The following is a 23,709-nucleotide window of genomic DNA, read 5'->3' as shown; positions in this document are numbered from 1 at the left end:
GCTCGACGATGTCCATGCACGGCAGTCCGTCGAGTTCCCTTCAGGGCAGCCGGGGACGGGTTCCGGAGTAGTTAGCCCTCCGTCGAATCCGTTCCGTACAGGGGAGCTGCCCGGGGCGGCCGCTTCGAGCACGCGAATGTCGCTCTCGCGTGGGCCGCCCACCCGGAGGATTGGCCGAGAGGCAAGGCACCGGCTTGCTAAGCCGTGGTCGGGGGCAACCCCGCGCACGTTCGATCCGTGCATCCTCCGCGAGGCGTTGTCACTGGGACTTGGCGGGAGTGCGGGTGCGGGTCCGTCGTGGCTGGTCGCGCAGTTCCCCGCGCCCCTGATCGCCTGCGGCGATCGGCCGCCTGTCGCGCCCGCCCCCCTGCGCCCCTGCGCCCCCGCGCCCCTGATCGCCTGCGGCGATCGGCCGCCTGTTGCGCCCACGCCCCGCGCCCTGCGCCTTTGATCGCCTACGGTGATCGGCTGCCTGTAGCGCCCGCGTCCGCGTCCCGCGCGCCTGTGGCCTTGATCGCCTGTGGTGATCAGCTGCCTGTTGCGCCTGCGCCCCCGTGCGTACAGTCCGGATTGGCTGCGGCGATCGGCGCGGCCGTTGCGTCTGTGACCCGTGCGTAGGTCCCTGATTGCTTACGGCGATCGGCGCGGCCCCGTGGTCGCGTCTCCGGGTTTCTGCCGCCTGCGGCGGTTCGCGGCGGGCGGTGCGTTTTCGTGGGGGTTCCGCCAGACCCTCGGACTGGCGTGGGTGCGGATGAGCCCCCCCGTAATGCCTAGGCGGGCATCATGCTTTCCAGGGTTTCGGCGATGCCGTCATCGTCGTTGGAGGTGGTCACCTCGTCGGCCACGGCCTTCAGTTCCTCGTGGGCGTTGGCCATGGCTACGCCGCGGGACGCCCAGGCGAACATCGGGATGTCGTTGGGCATGTCGCCGAAGGCGATCGTGTCGGCGGCCTTCAGGCCCAGGCGGCGGGCCGCGAGGGAGAGGCCCGTGGCCTTGGAGAGGCCCAGGGGGAGCAGCTCCACGATGCCCGCGCCCGCCATCGCGACCGTGACGAAGCCGCCCGCCGCCCGCCGGGCCGCCGCGGCCAGCACGTCGTCCGACAACTCGGGATGCTGTATGTAGATCTTGCTCAGCGGCGCGGACCAGAGGTCGGACGCGTCCGTGAACGGCGTCGACGGCAGGGCGCCGGTGACCGCGTAACCGGGGCCGACCAGCACATCGCCGTCCAGGCCGTCGCGGCTGGCCGCCAGGTACAGCGGGCCGACCTCCGCCTCGATCTTGGCCAGCGCCACACCGGCGAGCTGACGGTCCAGGGTCACCGAGGTCAGCAGGCGGTGCGCGCCGGCGTCGTAGACCTGGGCGCCCTGGCCGCAGACCGCGAGGCCGTCGTAGCCGAGGTCGTCGAGGATGTGCCGGGTCCAGGGGACCCCGCGGCCCGTCACCACGATGTGCGCGGCCCCCGCCGCGGTGGCGGCGGCGAGGGCGTCACGGGTGCGCTGCGAGATCGATTCGTCGGAGCGCAGCAGCGTCCCGTCGAGGTCGGTCGCGATCAGGCGGTAGGGGAACGCGGCGGTCACTTGGCCACCGGCTCCAGGATCTCCCGGCCGCCGAGGTACGGGCGCAGCACCTCGGGCACGTACACGGAACCGTCGGCCTGCTGGTGGTTCTCCAGGATCGCGACGATCGTGCGCGGGACGGCGCACAGCGTGCCGTTGAGCGTGGCCAGCGGGCGGACCTGCTTGCCCTCGCGGACGCGGATCGACAGCCGGCGGGACTGGAACTCGGTGCAGTCCGAGGTCGAGGTCAGCTCGCGGTACTTGCCCTGGGTCGGGATCCACGCCTCGCAGTCGAACTTGCGGGCGGCCGAGGAGCCGAGGTCACCGGAGGCGACGTCGATGACCCGGAACGGCAGCTCCAGCGCGGACAGCCACTGCTTCTCCCAGGCCAGCAGGCGCTGGTGCTCGGCCTGCGAGTCCTCGGGCTTGACGTACGAGAACATCTCGACCTTGTCGAACTGGTGGACGCGGAAGATGCCCTTGGTGTCCTTGCCGTGCGAGCCGGCCTCGCGGCGGAAGCAGGGCGAGAAGCCCGCGTAGCGCAGCGGGAGCCGGTCCGCGTCGATGATCTCGTCCATGTGGTACGCGGCGAGGGCGACCTCGGAGGTGCCGACCAGGTAGAGGTCGTCCTTGTCGAGGTGGTAGACGTCCTGGGCCGCCTGGCCGAGGAAGCCGGTGCCCGCCATGGACTGGGGGCGCACCAGGGCCGGGGTGAGCATCGGCGTGAAGCCGGCGGCCGTGGCCTGGGCGATCGCCGCGTTGACCAGGGCCAGCTCGAGCAGGGCGCCGACGCCGGTGAGGAAGTAGAAGCGGGAGCCGGAGACCTTCGCGCCGCGCTCGACGTCGATCGCGCCGAGGATCTGGCCGAGCTCCAGGTGGTCCTTGGGCTCGAAGCCCTCGGCGCCGAAGTCGCGGATCGCGCCGTGCGTCTCGAGGGTGACGAAGTCCTCCTCGCCGCCCACGGGCACGTCCGGGTGCACGAGGTTGCCGAGCCGCTGGAGGAGCTCCTGGGTCTCGGTGTCGGCGGCGTCGCGCTCGGCGTCGGCCACCTTGACGTCGGCGGCGAGCTGGCTCGCCTTCTTCAGAAGCTCGGCCTTCTCGTCCGCGGAGGCCTTGGGGATGAGCTTGCCGAGCGACCTCTGCTCGGCGCGCAGCTCGTCGAAGCGGACGCCGGACGACCTGCGCCGCTCGTCGGCGGACAGGAGGGAGTCGACGAGCGCGACGTCCTCTCCACGGGCACGCTGAGAAGCGCGCGCACGGTCGGGGTCCTCACGGAGCAGGCGAAGGTCAATCACGCGGCCAAGGCTACCCGTGCGGGGTTGCGGCTCACGACACCATTCCGCAGCATGTGCGACCCGTTCCGAATCATGGCTTACGTTGCGTTATGGGTGAATTGCCCAGCGTGTCAATATAAAGTGTCTCACTCCCTGGGACGGGGCATGGTGCGGGCGCCTCGTTGACTCGATTCCCTTGCGGGAGAGGGGACTTGGGGGAGGCGTTGTCCACAGGTGCCTACACTTCCGGAATAGTTATCCACAGGGTGTGCGAAAGATCTGTGGACATTGGAATTGATCATTCCGATACGGCCGTGCGGGGCAGGTAATTCCATACTCAAACCCGGCTCCGACCCACTTTCGGGTGGAAATGGGTCGCCCCAAAGGATTGATCGAAGGAAACAGGTGGACGAAGGGTGACCTCGAGGGTGGGGGCCGCCGTGGGGCGCTGTAGGGCGATTTGTCGACTGGATGGCACTTCGTTGTCGACTTGTCCCCAGGTCGAGAAGCAGGCCTGTGGATAACTTCTGTGGATAACGAAGATGTGCAGATAGGACCGGCCGGAACGGCTCCTGGGACCGGCCGGAACGGCTTCTAGAACCGGCCGTCCTGGCAGCGCGCCACCCAGTCCGCCGCCGCCACGAACTCCCCGTCCGAGGTCCCGGGCAGCGGAGCCGCCACGTCCGCCACGCTGACTTCCGCACGCGGGTACGAACCCAGGAAGCGCACCTCACGGCAGATCCGCTTCAGCCCCATGAGGGCTTCGGCCATCCGGCGGTCGGAGATGTGCCCCTCGGCGTCGATGCAGAAGCAGTAGTTGCCGATGCCGGCGCCGGTCGGGCGGGACTGGAGCAGCATGAGGTTGACGCCCCGGGTGGCGAACTCGCCCAGCAGGTCCCGCAGGCCACCGGGGTGGTCGTCGCGCTGCCACAGGACGACGGAGGTCTTGTCCGCGCCGGTCGGTGCTGCGGGGCGGGCAGGCCTGCCCACCAGCACGAACCGGGTCTGGGCGTTCTCGGCATCGTGGATCTCGGTTTCCAGGGCGGTCAGCCCGTACCGGGCGGCCGCGAACTCGCCCGCGAAGGCGGCGTCGTAACGGCCCTCCTGGACCAGCCGGGCCGCGTCCGCGTTCGAGGCGGCCGACTCCCAGGCGGCTTCCGGCAGGTTCGCCTTCAACCAGTTGCGGACCTGCGGCTGCGCGGCCGGATGTGCGGAGACCGTCTTGATGTCAGCGAGCTTCGTGCCGGGCCGGACCAGCAGCGCGAAGGTGATCGACAGCAGCACCTCGCGGTAGATCATCAGCGGGGTGCCCGCGACCAGCTCGTCCAGGGTCGTGGTGATCCCGCCCTCGACGGAGTTCTCGATGGGCACGAAGGCGGCCTCGGCCTCGCCGGTGCGCACCGCGTCCAGCGCGGACTGCACCGACACGTACGGGATCAGCTGTCGGGTGGCCGACTCCGGAAGCGTGCGCAGGGCGACCTCCGTGAAGGTGCCCTCGGGGCCGAGATACGCATAGCTCGCTGGCATGACCTCACCCTAATGGCCCTTGCCGAAGCAGGTGTACGTGTCTCATGACAGCCCCACGCAGGAATGAATCCGCCCGTGGCGGCGTAACTTCCCGCCCTCGGTCTTCCCGCCCTCGGTCTTCCCGCCCTCGGCCTCCCCGCCCTCGGCCGCCCGTCCCGGACTTCGGGCGCTCGGGCTTGAAGCCGTCGGCGTTCACGCCTCCAGCAGGCGCTGGCCCACGTACTCGCCCTCCGCCGCCCCGCCCGGCACCGCGAACAGACCGCTCGCCTCGTGGCGGATGTACTTCGACAGGGCGTCGCCGCGGTCCAGCTTGCGCTGCACGGTGACGAAGCCGCGCAGCGGGTCCGCCTGCCAGCAGACGAACAGAAGGCCCGCGTCCGGGGTGCCGTCCGGGTCGATGCCGTCGTGGTACGAGAAGGGCCGCCGCAGCATGGCCGCTCCGCCGTTCTGGTCGGGGCGGGTGATGCGGGCGTGCGCGTTGATGGGGACGACCAGATCGCCGTTCGCGTCGGTCTTCTCCAGGTCCATCGCGGTCGTCTCGGTGCCGCCGGACAGCGCGGCCCCGTCGGCCTTGCGGCGCCCGATGACCTGCTCCTGCGCCGTGCCCGACAGCTTCTCCCAGTCGTCGAGGAGCATGCGGATACGGCGTACGACGGCATAGGAGCCGTCGGCCATCCAGGCCGGGTCCTTCGTGCTGTCCGCGGGGACGAAGATGCGCTGGTCGAAGTCCGGGTCGGCCGGCTTGGGATTGCGGGTGCCGTCCAGCTGGCCCATCAGGTTGCGGGCCGTCATGGGGTGGGCGGTGGCGCCCGGCGTCCGGTTGAAGCCGTTCATCTGCCAGCGGACCTTGGCCGCCGCGCCCGCGTCCTTCTGGATCGCGCGCAGGGCGTGGAAGGCGACCAGGGCGTCGTTCGCGCCGATCTGCACCCACAGGTCGCCGTTGCTGCGCGTCTTGTCGAGGTGGTCGGAGGAGAAGTCGGGGAGCGGGTCCAGGGCGGCCGGACGCTCCTTCTCCAGGCCGGTGCGGGTGAAGAAGTTGTTGCCGAAACCGAAGGTGACCGTCAGCGCGGAGGGTCCGGCGTCCCGGGCCACATCGGTGTCGTCGGTGGCGGTGGCCTCGCCCGCCATCAGCCGCCGGGCCGTCTCCGACCAGCGGCGCAGCAGCGCGGCGGCCTCCTTGCGGCCCGCGCCGGGCGCGAGGTCGAAGGCGATGAGATGGCCGCGGGCCTGGAGGCCCTGGGTGATGCCCGGCTGATGTTTCACGTGGAACATCGCCTCGTCGGCGCCGATCGAGGACAGCGGTGTCGCCTGCGAGGGCGCGGCCGTGTAGCCGACGGCCCCGCCGGCCGCGCCGAGTGCGAGCCCGGTGGCACCGGCGGTGCCGAGCAGCCTGCGCCGCGTGAGCCCCTCGGAGACCTCAACGGGGGAAGGAGTCTCCGAGGGGCCGCCCTCCTCCGTATCCACGGGTGGGCGGGCCTCGGGGCGGGACTGGGGAATGGACTGGTCGGGCATGGTGCGGTTCAGCCGATCTGCGCGTTCTTGGAGACGGTCACCTGGTCGATGTCGGAGGTCCGCACGGTCACGGAGATCTCCCACTCGCCGGCCATGGGGATCTGCACGCCGTTCGCCGACCAGTGGCCGGTCGTGATGTGGTCGGGGGTGACGGGCAGTGGCCCGATGTCCTTGGCTTCGAGGGTGAAGGCGACCTTGACCTCGGGCACGTCGAAGGCGCGGCCGTTGGGTCGGGTCACATAGACGTGCATCTCGTTGGCGCCGGTGCGCGCGGGGTCGAGGTCGACGCTGACCACGCCCTTGCCGTCCGTGCCGCCGGTGTCGAAGGACATGTCCAGGGTCAGGGCGCCCGACGCGGAGTCCCCCGTGGAGGACGAGGACGAGGACGAGGACGAGGACGAGGCCCGGCCGGCCTTGGCGGCGTCCTGCTCGGTACGGCCGGGCTCGGTCGACGTCAGGACGGTGGTGACGGCGAGCAGCACGACGGCGACGCCGGCCTCGGCGAGCACCGAGCGGCGCAGGCCGTAGCGGTGGCTGTCGGAATCCCGTAGCCGCTTCTGTCGGGTGGCGTCGACGGCGGCCCGCTGCCGGGCGAGCTGCGCGGCCCGCTTGGCGTCCCCGGAGCCGGGCCGGGCGTCGCCGGACGTCTGCTGGGCGGTGTCGCCGGTCGCGGCCGACGCCGTGACGCGTTCCTTCTCGGGTGCGGACGCGCCTACCGCTTCCTTGGTCGTCGTGTCCGCCAGCCGTGCCGTCCACCGCCGCGAGATCGACGCGACGCCGACGAGCAGCGCCACGAGCCCGATCTTGACGAGCAGCAGCTGGCCGTAGCGGGTGTCGGTGAAGGCGGACCAGGAGCCGAGCTGGCGCCAGGACTGGTAGGTGCCGGTGGCGACCACGACGAGGACGCTGCTGTAGGCCAGCCGGGAGAAGCGGCGTGCGGCGGGGGCCTCGACGGGGCGGTCGGCGGGCGCCCGGTACAGGGCGACGAGGAGTGCGGTGAGCCCGCCGAGCCAGGTCGCGACCGCCAGCAGGTGCAGCACGTCGACGGGCATCGCGATGCCGGGCTGGAGGCCGGTCGAGGCGTGCTCGGCCATGGCCCAGCTGGCCGCGAGCCCGGCGGCCACGACGGTTCCGCCGATGGCGAGTCCGAAGGTCAGGTCCCGCTTCTCCTCGCCCTCGCGCTTGTCGTACGCGCCGAAGAGCACGGCGATGAACAGCGCGGCGGCGGCGAGCAGCAGCAGCCGCGACACCAGGGCCGCGCCCGTCTTGGTCTGGAGGACCTCCCCGAGGAGGTCGAGGTCGAAGATGTCGCCGACCTTGCCGGAGCTGGTGTAGGAGCCGCGCAGGAGAAGCAGGAACAGGGTGGCCGCGGTCATCGCGACCCAGCCGGAGACGACGAGCCGCTGCAGGGCCCGTACACCGGTGCCGCGCTGCCAGCAGGCGAGCACGAAGGCGGCCCCGCCGGTCATCACGATGAACCCGGCGTACGACACGTACCGGCCGAAGCCGTAGAGCCAGCCGACGACGCCTCCGCCGGCGCCCTGGTCGGACACCGAGACGCTGGTCTTGGAGGGGGAGCCGATGGAGAAGGTGTAGGCGCCGGCGACGGGATGGCTGTCGGCGGACACCACCTGGTAGGTCACCGTGTAGGTGCCGTCGGGCAGTCCCGAGTGCAGTTGCACGGCGTAGGTCGTGCCGCTGACCTCGGACGGCTTGCCGGTGTCGACCCGGGTGCCCTTGGGGTCCAGGACGCGCAGCGAGTCGTCGTTCATGGAGACGGTCTCGGAGAAGGTCAGCGACACCTGTGTGGGCGCCTTGTCGACCACCACCCCCTGCGCGGGGTCGCTGCCGGTCAGCGCGGCGTGCGCGGATGCGGGCCCGGCGCCGGCCAGGAGCGCACCGGTGACCGCCAGGAACAGCAGCACGAGCGTCCGGACGCGGGGGGCGATGGTCTGCGTCAAGGTGGTCCCTCCCTCAGTGGCCGGTCTTCGGGGTGTACGTGGCGGACTCCACCGGCATCTCGACCTCGACGGGGTCGGACGCGGCGAAGTGCAGTTCGACGGTCACCGTCTCGCCCCGCACCGGCTTGCTCTTCAGCTTCTCGAACATCAGGTGGTTTCCGCCGCTCTTGAACACGAGTTGACCGTGGGCGGGCACGTCCAGGGACGTGACCTCCTCCATCGACGACCCGACGGTCTCATGGAGGGTGACGGTGCCCGCCGCGGTGCTCGTCACGGAGGTCAGCTCGTCCTTCGTACCGCCCTTGTTGACGATGGTCAGGAAGCCGGCGGCCATGGTGTCGGAGACGGGCTGCGGGATGTAGGCGGCCCGGACGGACAGTTCGGCCCGCCCGTCGGAGTCCGACCCGCACCCTGTGAGCAGCAGCGCCCCGGTGATGATCGCGGCGGGCACGGCGAGCAGCCGGACGGGCCCGGCGGGCTTCGCACGCCTCACGGGTTCGCGCCCTTGACGATCTTGGGGAGGTCCTTGGTGTAGTCGTCGACGGTGGCGTCCTCGCCGTACAGGAGGTATCCCCCGTCGGTCTTGGGGGAGAAGGCGACGACCTGGGTGCCGTGGGTGGAGACGGTCTTGCCGTTCTTGTCCTTGTGCGGCGCCTCGACGGAGATGCCGAGGGTGCGGGCGGCGGCCTGGATGGTCGCGAACTTCCCGGTCAGGCCGACGACCTGCGGGTCGATGCCCTTGAGCCAGGCGCCGAGCGCGGCCGGGGTGTCGCGGTCCGGGTCGGTGGTGACGAACACGACGCGCAGTTCGTCCTGCTCGGCCCGGGACAGCTGCTTCTTGGCGACGGCGATGTTGTTCATCGTCAGCGGGCAGACGTCCGGGCAGTTGGTGTAGCCGAAGTAGATCAGCGTCGGGTGGCCCGCCGTCTCCTTGCGGAGGTCGTAGCTCTTGCCCTGGGTGTCGGTGAGGACCAGGTCAGGCTTGGTGAACGGCTGGTCGAGCACGGTCGCGGCCTGCTGCTTGCCGTCCTCGGAGACGACGGCGACGGGGCTGCTGCCGCTGTCGCCGCTGCCGCAGGCGGAGAGGGTGAGGGTGGCGGCGGCGAGCAGCGCGGCCACGGCGAACGTCTTCTTGCGCATAGAAAAATGTCCCAGATGTGTGAACTCCGGCGCGCACCGGGGTGTACGGGGCGGGATGTACGACAGGGGCGTGCGTACGGCCCCGGTGCGCACCGTCGAGGAGCAGGCGTCGGGCGACGGCGGTCGCCCGACGCGGGGGGTGGGGCTCAGGCCTCGGTCGTGGTCCGGCGGCGGCCGGCCAGGACGCCGTACGCCACACCGGCGGCGCCGACGACGATGCCGACCACGCCGAGGACCCGGGCGGTGGTGTCACTGCTGTCGGAGTCGGAGGCCGCCTCGGTCGTCGAGGCGGCCGCCTTGGCGTCGTCGGCGGACTCGTCGGAGGCGTCCTCGGCGGTCGTGCCGTGGGAGTGCTCGTCCTCGGAGGCGGCGGCCAGGGCGAGCACCGGGGCCGGGTTCTCCGGCTCCTCGGCGCCGTCCTCCTGGACCTCGATCCAGCGCACGACCTCCTTGTTGGAGTACGTCTGGACCGCCTTGAAGACGAGTTCGTCGGCGTCCTCGGGGAGCGCGCCGACGGAGACCGGGAACTTCTGGAAGTAGCCGGCCTCGATGCCCTTGCCGGTGGCGGTCCAGGTGATCTTGGAGACGGCCTCGGAGATCTGCTTGCCGTGCAGCTCGATGGGCTTGGCGAGCTTCGACTTGGTGACGTCGATCTTCCAGCCGTTGATCGGCTCCGGCATCGCGGAGGCCAGCGGGTGGTCGGTCGGGAAGGTGACCTCGAGCTTGGTGGTCGAGGCGTTGTCCCGCTCGTTGGGAACCTTGAAGTCGACGACCGCGTAGCCGCCCTTGGCGGCGGTGCCCTCGGCGGCGACGCTGACGTGCGCGAAGGCGGGCGAGGACAGGACGAGCACGGCGGAACCGGCGACGGCAGCGGCGGCGGCGACGCGGGAGGCGATACGAGAGGCCTTCATGACAGCGAGCACTCCACTCTGAGTGAATCTGCGGGTGAGGAAGGCGTGGGCACGGAGGGTGCGCACGCGCGCGTGCCGCACGACAGCGGCCGTTCCCCCCGGGTGCGGTGGAGTGCTGGTGTCGCGTCAGGCAGCGAGGACGAGAAGGGATACGTCCGGCGGTCCGCGCCTGATCACCGAGTGCTGGAGTGCGGTGGTACGGGGTGCGGGCGTCGCCGCGAGCAGGGCGGTGCGCGGTACGCGCGGTCCCGCCCAGGGCGCTGCGGGCAGCCCGGCGAGCAGGGCGCGCACCAGGGCGAGCGCCCCGCGCAGGGAGCGTACGAGCGCCCCCTCGGCGACGCCGTGGGCCGACAGGGCGAGCAGCCGCAGCACGGCCGTGTCGCCGCGCCGCAGCAGCCATCCGGCGGCGACTGCCGCGAGGACGTGGCCGAGCAGCATGGGCAGTGACGGCAGCAGGGACATCGACGTGCCGGCGGTGGTCAGGGCGTCCGCGGGATGGTGCGCGGACCCCATGCCGCTCATCCCGCTCATGTCCGCGGCGCTCCCGGCGGCGGCGGCGCCGTCGCCGCCGCTCGTGTAGAGCCGCGCGTCGACGAGGATCCGCTGGGCCTGGGCGGGGCTGATCGCCGCCGCCGTGGCCCCGCACACCAGCCGGGCCGCCCGGGCGACGAGCGTGGCGTCGGACATGGCCGACGCCGTGGTGGAGGCGGAGGCGGTGACGGAGGCGGTGTGCTGGCCGAGTCCGAACAGCGTGTGCAGCACGGTCTGCCCGACCGCGAGGAGCACCGCTATGCCCGGCAGCGACCGCTCGCGCCCGGCGAGCGGCACCACGACCGCGAGGGCGCCCAGGAATCCCGCGCCCAGCGTCCACAGCGGAACCGTGGCGCAGGAGGCCATGGTGTGCCCGGCAGCGGCCAGCACGACGCAGACCGCGGCGAACACCGCGGCCCGCAGCAGCCGTAGATCGCGACTTGAGCGCTCGCTGTGGGGGGCAGTCATGGCGGGCTCATCATCGCACTGGCCTCACCGCGTCCATACGGCAGGTCCACAAGATTCCGTACGATGCGGAAGATCACCTTCTGTGGTGACTGGTGCAACTGATGACCCTGAGTCCTACATACACCGATTTCAGGGCCGCGGGCATCCCCCATATGGGCGGCATCACGTGGAATTCGCGCTTACACAGGGCCTTGAGGGGCAATACGTATCGGTATGTCGAGCCGCGGCCTGGAGGCTGGAGCATGAGCATCTGGTGGTCACTCCATCTGCGGCGTGATGCCGCGAGCGTTCCGCTCGCCCGCCGCCTGCTGCTCGGCACGATGGAGACGGCGGGCGTCGATCCCGACGTCAGCTACGACCTCTCCGTCGCCCTGAGCGAGGCCTGTGCCAACGCCGTCGAGCACGGCGGGGGTGCCGCGCGCGGCGGCTGTTCGGAGGCATACCGCGTCACCGCCTATCTCGACGGTGAGAAGTGCCGCATCGAAGTCGCCGACTCGGGGCCGGGTTTCGCCGGCGGGCGCACCTCCCGCGCCGACCGCTCGGTGCACAGCGACACCTACGCCGAGCACGGCCGCGGCCTCTACCTCATCCAGGAACTCGCCGACCACGTCCACATCGGCAACAAGCCGGGGCGCAGCGGCGCGGTGGTGAGTTTCGACAAGATCCTCAAGTGGCGCAAGGACGCTCCCCTCATGGCCGTCTGACCGTGCGTCGGAGGCGCCAGGCGCCGATCTTGGCCGGTCAGGGACGGTAGGAGCCCTTCCGGCAGCGGAAGTTCAGCCTTCTCAGCACTCACAGGCTCCTCTCAGCCTTCCCCCACGTCGCTGACGGGTGGCGTTCCTACCTTCATGTTCATGACGGGAAACCACAAAGACCCCACCATCACCCGGCGCCGCGCCCTCGCGGTGACCGGCGGCACGGTCGCGGCAGGCGGGCTCGCCGTCGCCGGGTACCAGTCGGCCTTCGCCGACACGGCGGCGGACACCGAGGCGAGCGCGTCGTCGTCCGCCACCTCGACCTCGACCGGCAGCAGCTGTATGACGCTGATGACGAGCGTCACGGAAGGGCCCTACTACCTCGACGGCGCCTTGGTGCGCAAGGACATCACCGAGGGCAAGAACGGTGTGCCGCTGACCCTGCGCCTCAGCGTCGTCGACGCCACCGACGGCTGCACGCCGGTCTCCGGAGCCGCCGTCGAGATCTGGCACTGCGACGCCTGGGGCTACTACTCCGGCTACACGACCGCCAACCCCGGCGGTTCGGCCCCGGCGGAGAGCGAGGACGGCTCCACCGCCAACGACAGCACCTACCTGCGTGGCTACCAGATCGCCAACGCCAACGGGGTCGTCAAGTTCGAGACGATCTTCCCGGGCTGGTACACCCCGCGCACCTGCCACATCCACCTCAAGGTGCACACGGGCGGCCAGAAGGAGGACGGCACCTACGAGGGCGGCAAGGTCAACTACACCGGCCAGCTCTTCTTCCCCGACGCCGCCGCCGAGGAGATCTTCACCCTGGAGCCCTACTCCAAGCACTCCGGCAGCTACACCACCCTCGACAACGACATGGTCTACGACGGCGGTGGCACCTCCAGCGGCCTGCTGACCCTGAAGGCCGTGCACAAGGCCGACCCGTCCAAGGGCTACAAGGGGTCCATCACCCTGGGCGTCGACCCCGACGCCGAGAACACCGGCGCGGGCGGCGGAGGCGGCGGCACGCCCCCGAGCGGCGACGCCCCGACGGGCACTCCGCCGAGTGACGCCCCGTCGGCCTCCGCCTCCTCATAAGGTCGGGACATGACAAGCCGTGAGGACGAGGCGCTCGCGCAGGCCGCCGTGGCCGCGCTGACGGGGCAACTGGCCCTGGCTCCCAAGCCGGGCCTGCCCGACCCACGTGACCTTGCCGCCCGCGTCACCCGCAAGGACCACTGCGGGCTGCGCTGGTCGGCCAAGGCGCTCGCACCCGGACTCGCGGCGATGGCCGCGGCCGCCCGCCGCACCGGCGAACCCACGCCCCGGCTCCGCGCGGAGCTGGGCGCGATCGGGAGGTGCACCGAGCACTCGGTGGGCCTCGCCGGCGGCGGGCACCGCGGTGCGCTGTGGACGCTCGGCCTGCTGGTCGCGGCGGCCGCCCTCGACACCCGCGCGCGGGGCGTCGAGGTCGCCGCGACCGCCAAGCGGATCGCCGCCCACCCCGACCGGGCCGCTCCACGGCGGCCCTCGCGCGGCGCGACGGTCTCGGCGAAGTACGGCGCGGCCGGCGCCCGTGGCGAGGCTCGCGCCGGATTCCCGCACGTACGACGGGCTCTGGACGCGCTCGCCGCGGCCCGCTCGGCCGGCGCGGACGAGCCCGAGGCGCGACTCGACGCCCTGCTCACCGTCATGTCCACGCTCCAGGACACCGAACTCCTGCACACCGCGGGCCCCCTGGGCCTGCGTCATGTGCAGGCCGGCGCCCGCGGCATCCTGGAGGCGGGCGGTACGGCGACCCCGGCAGGCCGCGCGGCCCTGACCGACCTCGACGCCGATCTCCACACGCGCGCGTGGAGCCCACGCGGCAGCGCGGGCCTCCTGGCGGGCGCACTCTTCGTGGACGCCCTGCCCGTCGCCGTCCCCACCCGGGCGGCCTGAGCCCGGACGAAGGCGACGACGGCGAACGGCGAACTCGGCGCTCTTCGGGCCGTCTCAGGGCCGTCCAAGGGCGTGCGCAGGGCATGCTCGGGGCGTGCTCAGGGCGTCCTCACGGTTGTGGTGCCGTCAGCCGCCGGGATCAACGCGGCCGTGGGCTCGGTCGTCCGGTCGGCCGCGGCCTTCCGGGCCGCCGGGCCCATCGCGTACGACGCCGCGACCATCGCCGCGCCCAGCAGCAGCCAGCCCGACGGGCCCCACTCGACCAGCAGCCAGGTCAGGACCAGCGGGCCGAGGGTGCGGGCCACCGTGACGCCGGTGCCGAACAACCCCTGGTACTCGCCGACGCGGTCGACCGGAGCCAGGTCGAAGGAGAGCTGCCAGGAGCCCGCGGACTGCCCCATCTCCGCGACCACCTGAAGCACCGACCCCAGCACCAGCACGCCCGCCGCCACCCACGGCGAGGCACCCGCGGACAGGGCGAACACCGCGCACGCGGCGCACATCACCCAGCCCGCCCGGCGCACCGCGCGCGTGGCGCTCGCCAGCCCCGTCACGCCACGCGCCGCCCGCACCTGGAACACCGTCACCACGGCGGTGTTGAGCACGAACAGCGCGGAGACCAGCCAGGCGGGCGCCCCGGTCCGCTCGGTGATCCACAGCGGCAGCACCAGACTGAGCAGCGGCATCCGCAACAGCAGCACGGTGTTCAGGAGCGCCACCAGGGCGTACGGCCGGTCCCGCAGCACACCCAGGCCGCTCCCGCGCGGACGGACGGCCCCGGGGGCCACCCGGGGCAGCCCGGTGAGCAGCGAGGCGCACACCAGGAAGCTCACCGCGTCGACCACGAACACCGCGAGGTACGCGTCCCGGGTCCCGGCGTGCAGCGCGAGCCCGCCGAGCCCGGCGCCCACCGCCAGACCCGCGTTCAGCGTCGCCTGGAGCCGTGCGAGCAGCCCGGTCCGCTCCCCGGCGGGCACCAGCCCGGCCAGGAGGGACTGCCGGGCCGCCGCGAGCCCCGACTGCGCGGCCGCGTACCCGCACGCCACGAGCACGAACGGCACGAACCCGCGCACGAGGGTGAACGAGGCCACCATGAGCCCGGTCGCGAGGGCCAGCAGCACCGCCGTCCCGCGCGCCCCGCGCCGGTCGGCCAGTCGCCCCAGCGGCACCCCGGCCAGCGAGCCGACCGCCCACCCGAGGGTGAGCCCGAGGCCCACGCGCGCGGGGGCGAGACCGATCACCTGCGTGAAGTACAGGGCCGACGTCGTGTAGTACGCGCCGTCCCCGACCGAGTTGCTCAACTGGGCGAGCGCGAGCAGCCGCCGTGGGCGAGTCTTCGACATACCGATGACGCTAGAGCCGCAGTGGGCCGCTCGACAGCACCAATCACGGGCCGTGAAGCTGGTCCAATCCGGGCCGCTCCAGGTCGGATCCGAGGCTGACCCGGGTCCGGTCCAGTGCGGATCCGTGGCCGGCCCGGGTCCGGTCAGTCCCGGCCCAGGACCTTCGTCAGCACGTCCAGCGCCTCCGGGTACAGCCGCTCCCGGGGCGTCCCGTACCCCACGACCAGCCCTTGCGGGCGTCCCGCGCCGGGAGTGTGCCAGTGCTCGCCGAGACGGCCCACCGCGAGCCCCTCCCCCTCCGCGCGCGCCAGCACCTCCGCCTCGTCGTCGACCTCCACCAGCGCGTGCAGCCCGGCGGCGATCCCGCGCACGCCCCGGCGCGCGCCCACCCGTTCCAGGAGCAGGTCCCTGCGGCGGCGGTACCGCAGCCGGCACGCGCGCACGTGCCGGTCGTAGGCGTGGCTGTGGATCAGCTCGGTGAGCGCGAGCTGCCCGATGGACTCGGTGTGGTGGTCGCTGTGCAGCTTGGCGTCGGCGACCGCGTCCACCAGCTGTGGCGGCAGCACCATCCAGCCGAGCCGCAGCGCGGGCCCGAGCGTCTTGGAGGCGGTGCCCAGATAGACGACCTGTCCCGGGGCCATCCCCTGGAGCGCGCCGACCGGCTGGCGGTCGTAGCGGAACTCTCCGTCGTAGTCGTCCTCGACGATCAGCCCGTCACGCGCGCGTGCCCATTCCGTCAGCGCCCGTCGCCGTCCCGGATGCAGCGTCACACCGGTCGGGTACTGGTGCGCCGGCGTGACGACGACGGCTCCGGCGCCGCCCAGTTCCCCGACGCGCACCCCGCGCTCGTCCACCGCGACCGGCGTCACGGTCCCGCCGTTGCGTCGTACGACCTCGCGGTGGAAGGGCAGCCCCGGGTCCTCCATCGCGATCCCGGCGTCGCCCAGCACGCGCGTGAGGAGCGCGAGGCCCTGCACGTACCCGGAGGTGATCACGATCCGCTCCGGCGGCGCGATGACGCCCCGCGCCCGCCCCAGATACCCCGAGAGGGCGGTGCGCAGCTCTATGCGGCCGCGCGGGTCGCCGTAGTCGTACGCCAGTGAGGGCGCCGTCGCGATGGCCCGGCGCAGCGCGCACAGCCACGCCGCGGCCGGGAACGCCCCGACGTCCGGGCTCCCGGGCCGCAGGTCGAAACGCGGCTCACGCGCGCGTGCGGCGGCGCCCGTCGGTTCGGCGGCGTCGGACGGCAGGGCCGCGACCCGGGTGCCCGAGCCCTGCCGCGCCGTCAGATAGCCCTCGGCGACCAGCTGGTCGTAGGCGGCCTTCACCGTGTTGCGCGAGATGCCGGTCTCGGCCGCGAGCCGCCGGGTGGCCGGCAGCCGGCTGCCGGGCGCCAGCCGCCCCTCCCGCACGGCGTCCCGCAGAGCCCGCTCCAGCCCGGCCCGCCGCCCTTCCGCGGCATCCGGTTCCAGATGCAGGTCGACGCCGACACCGGACCAGAAGTCGTTCACGCAGTCCCCCTCGACAGAAGCGCCCCTGGACACGAGTCCGTCCGGGCAGAAGTCCTCCCGGGCAGAAGTCCTCCTGGGCAGGTGAATGGCCGGGCACCCACCAGTACCCGGCCATCGACCTGCGATGTGTCAGCCCTTCAGCGAAGCCATCCAGGCCTCGACCTCGTCGGAGCGGCGCGGCAGGCCGTCCGACAGGTTCCGGTTGCCGTCCTGCGTGACGAGGATGTCGTCCTCGATCCGGACGCCGATCCCCCGGTACTCCTCGGGCACCGTCAGGTCGTCGGCCTGGAAGTACAGACCGGGTTCGACCGTCAGCACCATGCCGGGCTCCAGCGTCCCGTCGACGTACGACTCCACGCGCGCGGCGGCGCAGTCGTGGACGTCCATGCCGAGCATGTGACCGGTGCCGTGCAGCGTCCAGCGGCGCTGGAGGCCGAGCTCCAGGACCCGCTCGACCGGGCCCTCGACCAGGCCCCACTCGACGAGCCGTTCGGCCAGCACGCGCTGTGCGGCGTCGTGGAAGTCGCGGTACTTGCCGCCGGGCCTGACGGCCTCGATGCCGGCCTCCTGGGCGTCGTACACGGCGTCGTAGATCTTCTTCTGGATCTCGCTGTAGCGGCCGTCGACCGGCAGCGTGCGCGTGACGTCGGCGGTGTAGTACGTGTGGGTCTCGACGCCCGCGTCGAGCAGCAGCAGGTCGCCGGAGCGGACCGGGCCGTCGTTGCGCACCCAGTGCAGCGTGCAGGCGTGCGGACCGGCGGCGGCGATGGTGCCGTAGCCGATGTCGTTGCCCTCCACCCGCGCGCGGAGGAAGAACGTGCCCTCGATGTAGCGCTCGCTCGTCGCCTCGGCCTTGTCGAGGACCTTCACGACGTCCTCGAAGCCGCGGACCGTCGAGTCGACGGCCTTCTGGAGCTCGCCGATCTCGAAGTCGTCCTTGACGAGGCGGGCCTCGGAGAGGAAGGCGCGCAGTTCGGCGTCGCGCTCGGCGGTGACCTTGTCGGTCAGGGCCGCCTCGATGCCCGCGTCGTGGCCGCGCACGACCCGCACCGGGCCGGTGGCCTCGCGCAGCCGGTCCGCCAGCGCGCGCACGTCGGAGGCCGGGATGCCGTACAGCTGCTCCGCCTCGGCGAGGGAGTGCCGGCGGCCGACCCACAGCTCGCCCTGACCGGACAGCCAGAACTCGCCGTTCTCACGGTCGGAGCGCGGCAGCAGGTAGATGGTGGCCTTGTGGCCTTCGGCGACGGGCTCCAGCACGAGGACGCCGTCCTCCGTCTGGTTGCCGGTGAGGTACGCGTACTCGACGGAGGCGCGGAAGGCGTATTCCGTGTCGTTCGAGCGGGTCTTCAGGTTGCCCGCGGGCACCACCAGGCGCTCGCCCGGGAAGCGCGCGGAGAGCGCGGCGCGGCGGGCGGCGGTCTCGGCGGCCTGGGCGATCGGCTCCAGGTCACGCAGTTCCGTGTCGGCCCAGCCGGACTTCATGCTCTCGGCCAGCTCGTCGGAGACGCCTGGGTACAGGCCGTTCTTCCGCTGCTTGATGGGCTCCTCGGACTCGGTCTCCGGGCCCGCTGCGGTGGCAGCGTCATCCGGCACAGCCGGGGTGAGCTCGTCGGCCACGGTCATCCTCCTTGATACGGCACTGGACCCCCTCCATCGTACGGACGTACGTAAGGGGGCCCAGCGCCGACGGACCTGTTGCCGGCCGGTCACCCGATGTCACCGCAGCGTCACTCGAAGCGGGCCGCCAGCAGCACCACGTCCTCGTCGCTGTCCCGCTCGGCCGTCCCGTCCGGCAGCAGCGTGCGCAGCACGTGGTCGGCGATCGCGCCCGGGTCGTGCCGCAGCGGCTTCGGGACCCCGGCGGCGGCGGCGTGCAGCCGGGCGAAGGCGCGGTCGACGGGGTCGCCGGTGCGGTGCAGCAGGCCGTCCGTGTAGAGCAGAACCGTCTCGCCCGGCTCGGCCTCCAGCTCGACGCTCGGCGCCTCCCAGCAGGCCAGCATGCCCAGCGGGGCGGAGACGGAGGTCTCCACGAACTGGGTGCGCCGCTCGCCGACCAGCAGCGGCGGGCAGTGCCCGGCGCCGGCCAGGGTGATCTTGCGCAGGGATGGTTCGCAGTAGGCGAACAGGGCGGTGGCGGACCGGGCGGGCTCGGTCAGCCGCAGCAGCAGCTCCAGGTCGGACAGGACGGCGACGGGGTCCTCGCCCTCCATCACGGCGTACGCCCGCAAGGAGGCGCGCAGTCGGCCCATCGCGGCGACCGCGCTCGGTCCAGACCCGGTGACGGACCCGACGGCGAGGCCCAGCGCGGCGTCCGGCAGCGGCAGCGCGTCGTACCAGTCGCCGCCGCCGCGCGGGCCGCTGTGATGCCGGGCCGCGAGCTGGACGCCTGGCACGCGCGGCAGCCGGGAGGGCAGCAGTTCCTCGGCCATCGTCTTCATGCACGCGCGCGTGCGTTCGAGCTCCAGGAGCCGCGCCAGGTGCTCGGCGGCGTACCGGACGTACAGGCCGATCAGGTGGCGCTGACGCTCGTCCGGCTCCGCGGGTTCGTCGTAGAGCCATACGGCCGCGCCCAGGCGGCCGGGAGCGCCGTCCGTCTCCAGGGGCAGCGCGTAGCTGGCGGCGTAGCCGAGGCGGGCGGCCACTTCGCGGTGGCGGGGGTCCATGCCGTCCTCGGCGAACAGGTCGGGCTCGGCGATCTCCCCCTCGCCGCCGGGCAGCCCCTCGAGGATGCGACCGAAGGACAGGGCGCTGCGCGGCACGGTCTCGATATGGCCGAGGTCGGCGCGGCCGAGGCCCAGTCCGATCATGCTGTCCGGCCCGAGCCGGTCGGCGGGCTCGAGGACGACGAGACCGCGCCGGGCGCCCACGAGGGCGGCTCCGGCGTGCAGCAGTTCCTGGAGGGCGTCCGGCAGGGCGTCCGTGCGGGTCAGGCGCTCGGTGAGTTCGTGGAGGGTGGTCAGATCGGAGACCCAGCCGGCGAGCCGGTCGGTCAGGAGAGCGCCCGGGCCGGTGGAGCCGGGTGCGCCGGAGGGGGCCGCAGGGACCGCCGGGGCGCCCGAGGTGGCGGGCGCGGGCGCGACAGTGTGTGCGGGCGAGGGAACCGTTGAATCGATTCCAGCCACTTTCGGAGGGTGAGGGGCATTCATGGCGTCCGGCTCTCGGACCGGAGCGTATTGCTCAAAAGCATCGCAAACCCCCATGTCATTCTGCGCCGCTAGCGGTGTCTCCACATGTACACGCACTCGTGAGGGGATGTCCAGCATTGTCCTGCTGGGATTGCTGGTGTCCGTGGGGTCTTCGGGAGAATCGGGCACAGTTCTTCCGGCTCCCTTGCGTAATTGTAAAGTTGGCTTAAAAATGCCTCGGGTAACGGGTGATTGCGGTCGACTGGGCTTGCTCCACGGAGCGTCACAGCGGTCGTGATGGGTACGTACTCGGTAAGGGCCAGGTGTCGTTGGGAGCTCGTAGGGAGCCTTCCGGAACCTGGTGACCGGCCCGGGCGTCATAGTCATCGACGACCGTGCCCCATCCTCCCGTGGCGGAGGCGGAGAGAAATACGCGCGACGGTAAACGCCAGACTTCGCCACCCCACGCCACGCCCAGGCATTAGATGGATGCAAGTCGGACGGAGTGGCCGCGGAAGCAGCCACCGCTCGACCCTGAGGGGTTCCCCCTGTCCCGTACAGGGGTGTGATGCGCCAACAGGTACGCACAGTGAAGTGATCGACACATGATGTGATGTGGCCCACGGTGTTGCCAGCGGTGCAACGGAAAGGAACGAGCGCTCATGCGCGAGATCCTCGGAAAGCGACGCAGGCTCCTGTCCCAGTCCAGCGACAGAGGACCTGAGTTGATCGACTCGGCCCTGACCTTCGCGACGGAATGGCAGTGGCCCGTCCTCCCGGGCGTGCCGGCGGACCCGCAGGGGCGTTCCCGCTGCGGCTGTCCCGACCCGGAGTGCACGGTCCCCGGTGCTCACCCCTTCGACCCCGGCCTTCTCGCGGCCACCACCGAAGCGCGCATGGTGCGCTGGTGGTGGACCAACCGGCCGACCGCACCGATCGTCCTGGCCACCGGGGGCACAGCCCCCTGCGCGGTCAGCCTCCCCGCCCTCCCGGCCTCGCGCGCGCTCGTGGCGCTCGACCGGCAGGGCATCCGCCTCGGCCCGGTCGTCGCCTCGCCCACCCGCTGGTCGATCCTCGTCCGGCCGTACACGATGGAGCAGCTGGGTGAGCTGCTCTACGCCAAGGACTTCGTGCCCGGCTCGCTGCGCTTCCACGGCGAGGGCGGCTACATCGCCCTGCCCCCGTCCGAGACGGGCCGCGGCGACATCCGGTGGGAGCGCGCGCCGCTGCCCGGTTCGGCCTCGCCCTGGGTGCCCGACGTCGAGGCCGTGGTGGACGCCGTCGTCGACGCCCTCACTCGTACGGGTGTGAGCGCACCCGAGTTGTAGGGGTGTCGGGCGCGCGCCGGACAGGACACCGGCGTTCGCCCTCTATCTTCCGCTACATGAACCTTCGTCTCCTCGCTCTCGGGGGCGCCGTGGCAGGCGTGATCGCGCTGCCCCTCGCCATGGCGTCCGCGGGGCCGGTCGGCGACGAAGGGCGTACGGCCGGCGCGGTCGAAGTGGCCGATACACGTGCCCCCGGCGGCAGGGATCCGAAGGCGCCGCCCGTCGAGCCCTCCCGGTCCCCGCTGCTGCTCGGTCTGGGGCTGGCCACCGCCGCCCGCTGCGGCCCCGAACTCACCTCCCCCGACGGCGTGGAGGCGCAGACCTGCGTGCTGTCCCAGGGTGAGGACAGCTGGGCGCGCACCTACTACCGCAACGCCACCGGACGCGCCCTGGACGCCTTCCTGAGCCTCATGGGGCCCGAGGGGCGCACCGTGCGGACGCGCTGCGCGGTGGGCGCCGAGGACGAGCCGGAATCCTGCGAGACACCCCATGAGCGGACCCGGGGCGAACTGGCGGCGTACACGGCGGTCGCGGAGTTCGCGCGAGTGACCGACGACAGGCCGCTGCTGCTGCGCTCCGGGAGCAACTCCCGCGCGAACGCGGGGAGTTGACGTGCGACTGCGCACTGTAAACGGAGCCGGACATGAAAAGACCCGGTTGCTGACGACGGGGGATGCATCAGCAACCGGGCACTTCGAACGGTAACAAGAGATCTGCTCCAAGCAAATTCGATCTCTTGTTTTCATCGGTATTCCGGACACCGGCGAATCGGCGCTTCTCGCGCCGACTCACCCTGCGCGGACGGTAGTTGTGAGTGGAGTCACGCCGCACGCCGACGCAGGGGATGCTGACCGGTCGGTCAGTTCGGCCGGGGTTCGTACCTGTGCGTCAGCTGAGCGTCACCTGTCGGTTGGTCAGGCCGCCCCGCGCGCGACGCTCGTCGGCGGAGAGCGGTTCGTCCGAGGCCAGGGCGGTGGCGAGCCGCTCGGCGAACTCGGCGGCCGGCTTCTCCACGTCGTCCGCCGTGACCGCGCTCGGCAGGTCCCAGACCGGCACGGTCAGGCCGTGCGCCCGGAAGGAGCCGACCAGGCGCGTGCCCTCCCCGAGGCTCGAACGGCCCGCCGCGTGCAGCCGCGCGAGGGCGTCCAAAAGCCGTTCCTCCGGGTGCGGCATGACCCAGCGCAGGTGGTTCTTGTCCGGCGTCTCGCACCAGTACGCGGCGTCCGCACCGGTCAGCTTCACGGTCGGGATCGCCGCCGCGTTGGCCCGCTCCAGGGAGGCGGCCACCTCCGGCGCGGCGTTCTCCGGGTCCGGGACCCAGAACTCGAAGCCGCTGTGCACAACTGGCTCGAACACGCCTTCGGAGTCGAGCAGATCCTGCATCCGCGGGCCGTCGGCCGGGGCCCGGCGCGCCTGTACCGGAGTGCCGGGGTCCGCCTCCAGGGCCCGCCGCAGGGTGTCGGCCAGGTCGCGGCTGATGTCGCCCGACGGCGTGTCGTTCTGCAGGCCGAGCAGCACGGAGCCGTCGTCGCGGCGCAGGGCGGGCCAGGCCATCGGCAGCACGGTGGCCAGCGTGACGGACGGGACGCCCTCGGGCAGACCGCCCTTCAGCGTCAGCTCGACCGTGGCGGCCGGCACCAGCTCACGCAGCGCCACCCAGTCGCCCTCGCCCGGCAGGCCTTCGAAGGGGCGCTGGACCAGCTCGGTCACGGCGTGTGCGGCGGCCCGGCCGTGACAGGCCTTGTAGCGGCGGCCGCTGCCGCACGGGCAGGGCTCCCGCGCGCCGACGACCGGGATGTCCGCGTCGGTGAGCTGTGGCCGCTTGGCCTTCGTCTGAGGTCGCTTCTTGGCCATCTGGGTGTCTCCCGGGTACGGCTCGTCTGGTACGGCGGGAGCCTAGCCGTTCGTACGCTCCGTCACGGGAACCTGTGGACGACGCGGGGACTGTGGACAACGGATCACCGCGCTCCGCCCTGCGGATCTCCCCGTTCCCGTCTCCGGCCGTCTCCGGCCGTCTCCGGTCTGGTCCAGGCCGTCTCCGACGGTCTCCGGAGCCGTCGCCGGTCTAGTCCAGGTCGTCGAACGCGTCCGCGAAGTTCAGGCCGGGCATCGACGCCACCGAAGGGGCCGCGACCCGGGACGCGAAGTCGTCGCGTCGGCAGCCCGCGTCGGGGTCGTAGACGTCCGCGTGGACGACGACCCACACCGTGACCTCGCCGCGGGCGTCGTCCCGGACGCCCCAGTCGTCGGCCAGCGCCGTGATGATGTTGAGCCCGCGGCCGCCGTGCGCGGTGACGGAGGGGGTGGCCGGGGCCGGACGGGTCGGGCCGCCGCCGTCGGTCACCTCGACCACCAGCCGGCCACCCGGATCGACACGCCACGCGGCCCGGACGTCGCCGTCCCCGGCGAGGGCGTCGCCCAGTGGCCTGCCGTGCTTGCACGCATTGCTCAAGAGTTCGGAAAGGATCAGTACAGCGTCGTCGATGACCGATTCCGACACCCCGCCCGTGCGCAACTGATCGCGCATGCGGTGTCTCGCGTTCCCCACGCCCGCAGGGCCATGGGGTACGGCCATGCTCGACGACGCGGGCACCTCCTGTGCCACCACCAACGCCACCCCCGAGACCTCCTTCGCCCCACGCCACGGTGTGAATGCCCCATTGGCCTGTACCGGAAACCGGCCAATGCGGCCCCGGCGACGCATTCGTCATGATCGAACACGGACCGAACGCGCCGGAGCACTCCCTGTGAAGGGCCTGTCAGCGAGTGGCTAATTTTGGACGGTATGGCTGAGAACGGAGGATGCTGTAACGGCGCTGTGAGGTCAAGAGTTATGGACGGGGCTTCTGTGACGTCAGCGCCTTCTGTTACTTCTGTTACTTCTGAGACTTC

At 71.9% G+C, this 23,709-nt stretch carries 20 protein-coding genes and 1 tRNA gene; 6 read left to right on the top strand and 15 right to left on the bottom strand.

From position 1 onward, the window contains the following. Nucleotides 1-164: 164 nt before the first annotated feature. Nucleotides 165-249, top strand: a tRNA-Ser gene (locus ACIRPU_RS17340). Nucleotides 250-770: 521 nt separating this feature from the next. On the opposite strand, the gene ACIRPU_RS17335 is transcribed toward ACIRPU_RS17340, so the two are convergent. The 9 genes from ACIRPU_RS17335 to ACIRPU_RS17295 all read right to left on the bottom strand — a co-directional run bounded on the left by ACIRPU_RS17335 (nucleotide 771) and on the right by ACIRPU_RS17295 (nucleotide 10,880). Next, entirely contained in the window at nucleotides 771-1,577 is an 807-nt protein-coding gene (locus tag ACIRPU_RS17335; RefSeq protein WP_403867655.1) for an HAD family hydrolase, read from the bottom strand. Then, complete coding sequence (gene serS / locus ACIRPU_RS17330) at nucleotides 1,574-2,851, bottom strand: serine--tRNA ligase (RefSeq protein ID WP_403867652.1); 1,278 nt, start codon at nucleotides 2,849-2,851, stop codon at nucleotides 1,574-1,576. Before serS ends, ACIRPU_RS17335 begins: the two co-directional genes overlap by 4 nt. 573 nt (nucleotides 2,852-3,424) lie before the next feature. Continuing rightward, entirely contained in the window at nucleotides 3,425-4,357 is a 933-nt protein-coding gene (gene pheA / locus ACIRPU_RS17325; protein WP_403867649.1) for a prephenate dehydratase, read from the bottom strand. 192 nt (nucleotides 4,358-4,549) lie between these two features. After that, nucleotides 4,550-5,869, bottom strand: a complete 1,320-nt coding sequence (gene efeB, locus ACIRPU_RS17320; RefSeq protein ID WP_403867646.1) for an iron uptake transporter deferrochelatase/peroxidase subunit — start codon at nucleotides 5,867-5,869, stop codon at nucleotides 4,550-4,552. 8 nt (nucleotides 5,870-5,877) lie between these two features. After that, nucleotides 5,878-7,830, bottom strand: coding sequence for a copper resistance CopC/CopD family protein (locus ACIRPU_RS17315; RefSeq protein ID WP_403867643.1), 1,953 nt, complete (start codon nucleotides 7,828-7,830; stop codon nucleotides 5,878-5,880). Nucleotides 7,831-7,843: 13 nt separating this feature from the next. Then, complete coding sequence (locus tag ACIRPU_RS17310; protein ID WP_403867640.1) at nucleotides 7,844-8,323, bottom strand: copper chaperone PCu(A)C; 480 nt, start codon at nucleotides 8,321-8,323, stop codon at nucleotides 7,844-7,846. Further along, on the bottom strand, nucleotides 8,320-8,970 hold the full coding sequence (locus ACIRPU_RS17305; RefSeq protein WP_384112500.1) for an SCO family protein: 651 nt from the start codon (nucleotides 8,968-8,970) through the stop codon (nucleotides 8,320-8,322). The genes ACIRPU_RS17310 and ACIRPU_RS17305 overlap by 4 nt, the downstream gene beginning before the upstream one ends. 146 nt (nucleotides 8,971-9,116) lie before the next feature. Then, the gene (locus tag ACIRPU_RS17300; RefSeq protein WP_403867637.1) at nucleotides 9,117-9,881 is read right to left on the bottom strand and encodes a YcnI family protein; all 765 of its coding nucleotides are present in this window, start codon (nucleotides 9,879-9,881) and stop codon (nucleotides 9,117-9,119) included. 126 nt (nucleotides 9,882-10,007) lie between these two features. Further along, nucleotides 10,008-10,880 (bottom strand): hypothetical protein, encoded by an 873-nt coding sequence (locus tag ACIRPU_RS17295; RefSeq protein ID WP_403867634.1) that lies wholly within the window; start codon nucleotides 10,878-10,880, stop codon nucleotides 10,008-10,010. 242 nt (nucleotides 10,881-11,122) lie between these two features. Here ACIRPU_RS17295 and ACIRPU_RS17290 point away from each other — a divergent pair, with 242 nt between their 5' ends. From ACIRPU_RS17290 to ACIRPU_RS17280, 3 genes are all read left to right on the top strand, one after another. Next, nucleotides 11,123-11,584 (top strand): ATP-binding protein, encoded by a 462-nt coding sequence (locus tag ACIRPU_RS17290; protein ID WP_384113113.1) that lies wholly within the window; start codon nucleotides 11,123-11,125, stop codon nucleotides 11,582-11,584. Between the two features lie 150 nt (nucleotides 11,585-11,734). Further along, entirely contained in the window at nucleotides 11,735-12,667 is a 933-nt protein-coding gene (locus tag ACIRPU_RS17285; protein WP_403867631.1) for an intradiol ring-cleavage dioxygenase, read from the top strand. Between the two features lie 9 nt (nucleotides 12,668-12,676). Further along, entirely contained in the window at nucleotides 12,677-13,510 is an 834-nt protein-coding gene (locus tag ACIRPU_RS17280; RefSeq protein WP_355703636.1) for a triphosphoribosyl-dephospho-CoA synthase, read from the top strand. A gap of 98 nt (nucleotides 13,511-13,608) precedes the next feature. Here ACIRPU_RS17280 and ACIRPU_RS17275 read toward each other — a convergent pair whose 3' ends face one another. The 4 genes from ACIRPU_RS17275 to ACIRPU_RS17260 form a co-directional block, all read right to left on the bottom strand. After that, nucleotides 13,609-14,853 (bottom strand): MFS transporter, encoded by a 1,245-nt coding sequence (locus tag ACIRPU_RS17275; RefSeq protein ID WP_403867628.1) that lies wholly within the window; start codon nucleotides 14,851-14,853, stop codon nucleotides 13,609-13,611. Nucleotides 14,854-14,996: 143 nt separating this feature from the next. After that, a complete protein-coding gene (locus ACIRPU_RS17270; RefSeq protein WP_403867625.1) occupies nucleotides 14,997-16,364 on the bottom strand; it encodes a PLP-dependent aminotransferase family protein in 1,368 nt (455 codons plus the stop codon). Between the two features lie 129 nt (nucleotides 16,365-16,493). Then, complete coding sequence (locus tag ACIRPU_RS17265; RefSeq protein WP_403867622.1) at nucleotides 16,494-17,987, bottom strand: aminopeptidase P family protein; 1,494 nt, start codon at nucleotides 17,985-17,987, stop codon at nucleotides 16,494-16,496. Nucleotides 17,988-18,091: 104 nt separating this feature from the next. Further along, complete coding sequence (locus ACIRPU_RS17260; protein ID WP_403867976.1) at nucleotides 18,092-19,627, bottom strand: SpoIIE family protein phosphatase; 1,536 nt, start codon at nucleotides 19,625-19,627, stop codon at nucleotides 18,092-18,094. Between the two features lie 524 nt (nucleotides 19,628-20,151). On the opposite strand from ACIRPU_RS17260, the gene ACIRPU_RS17255 reads away from it, so the two are divergent. Together ACIRPU_RS17255 and ACIRPU_RS17250 are read left to right on the top strand one after the other, a co-directional pair. Then, nucleotides 20,152-20,817, top strand: coding sequence for a bifunctional DNA primase/polymerase (locus ACIRPU_RS17255; RefSeq protein WP_355703632.1), 666 nt, complete (start codon nucleotides 20,152-20,154; stop codon nucleotides 20,815-20,817). Nucleotides 20,818-20,873: 56 nt separating this feature from the next. Beyond that, nucleotides 20,874-21,428 carry a hypothetical protein gene (locus tag ACIRPU_RS17250; protein ID WP_403867619.1) on the top strand — a complete coding sequence of 185 codons (555 nt, stop codon included), beginning with the start codon at nucleotides 20,874-20,876 and terminating at the stop codon, nucleotides 21,426-21,428. Nucleotides 21,429-21,705: 277 nt separating this feature from the next. Here ACIRPU_RS17250 and ACIRPU_RS17245 read toward each other — a convergent pair whose 3' ends face one another. Together ACIRPU_RS17245 and ACIRPU_RS17240 are read right to left on the bottom strand one after the other, a co-directional pair. Then, nucleotides 21,706-22,671 (bottom strand): DUF5926 family protein, encoded by a 966-nt coding sequence (locus ACIRPU_RS17245; protein WP_403867615.1) that lies wholly within the window; start codon nucleotides 22,669-22,671, stop codon nucleotides 21,706-21,708. A 211-nt stretch (nucleotides 22,672-22,882) separates the two neighbouring features. Then, a complete protein-coding gene (locus ACIRPU_RS17240; RefSeq protein ID WP_355703629.1) occupies nucleotides 22,883-23,521 on the bottom strand; it encodes an ATP-binding protein in 639 nt (212 codons plus the stop codon). Nucleotides 23,522-23,709 lie beyond the last annotated feature (188 nt).

The sequence above is a fragment of the Streptomyces sp. NPDC102259 genome (genome assembly GCF_044766465.1).
Classification (GTDB): Bacteria; Actinomycetota; Actinomycetes; order Streptomycetales; family Streptomycetaceae; genus Streptomyces.
This window is presented reverse-complemented; position numbering and strand designations above follow the sequence as displayed.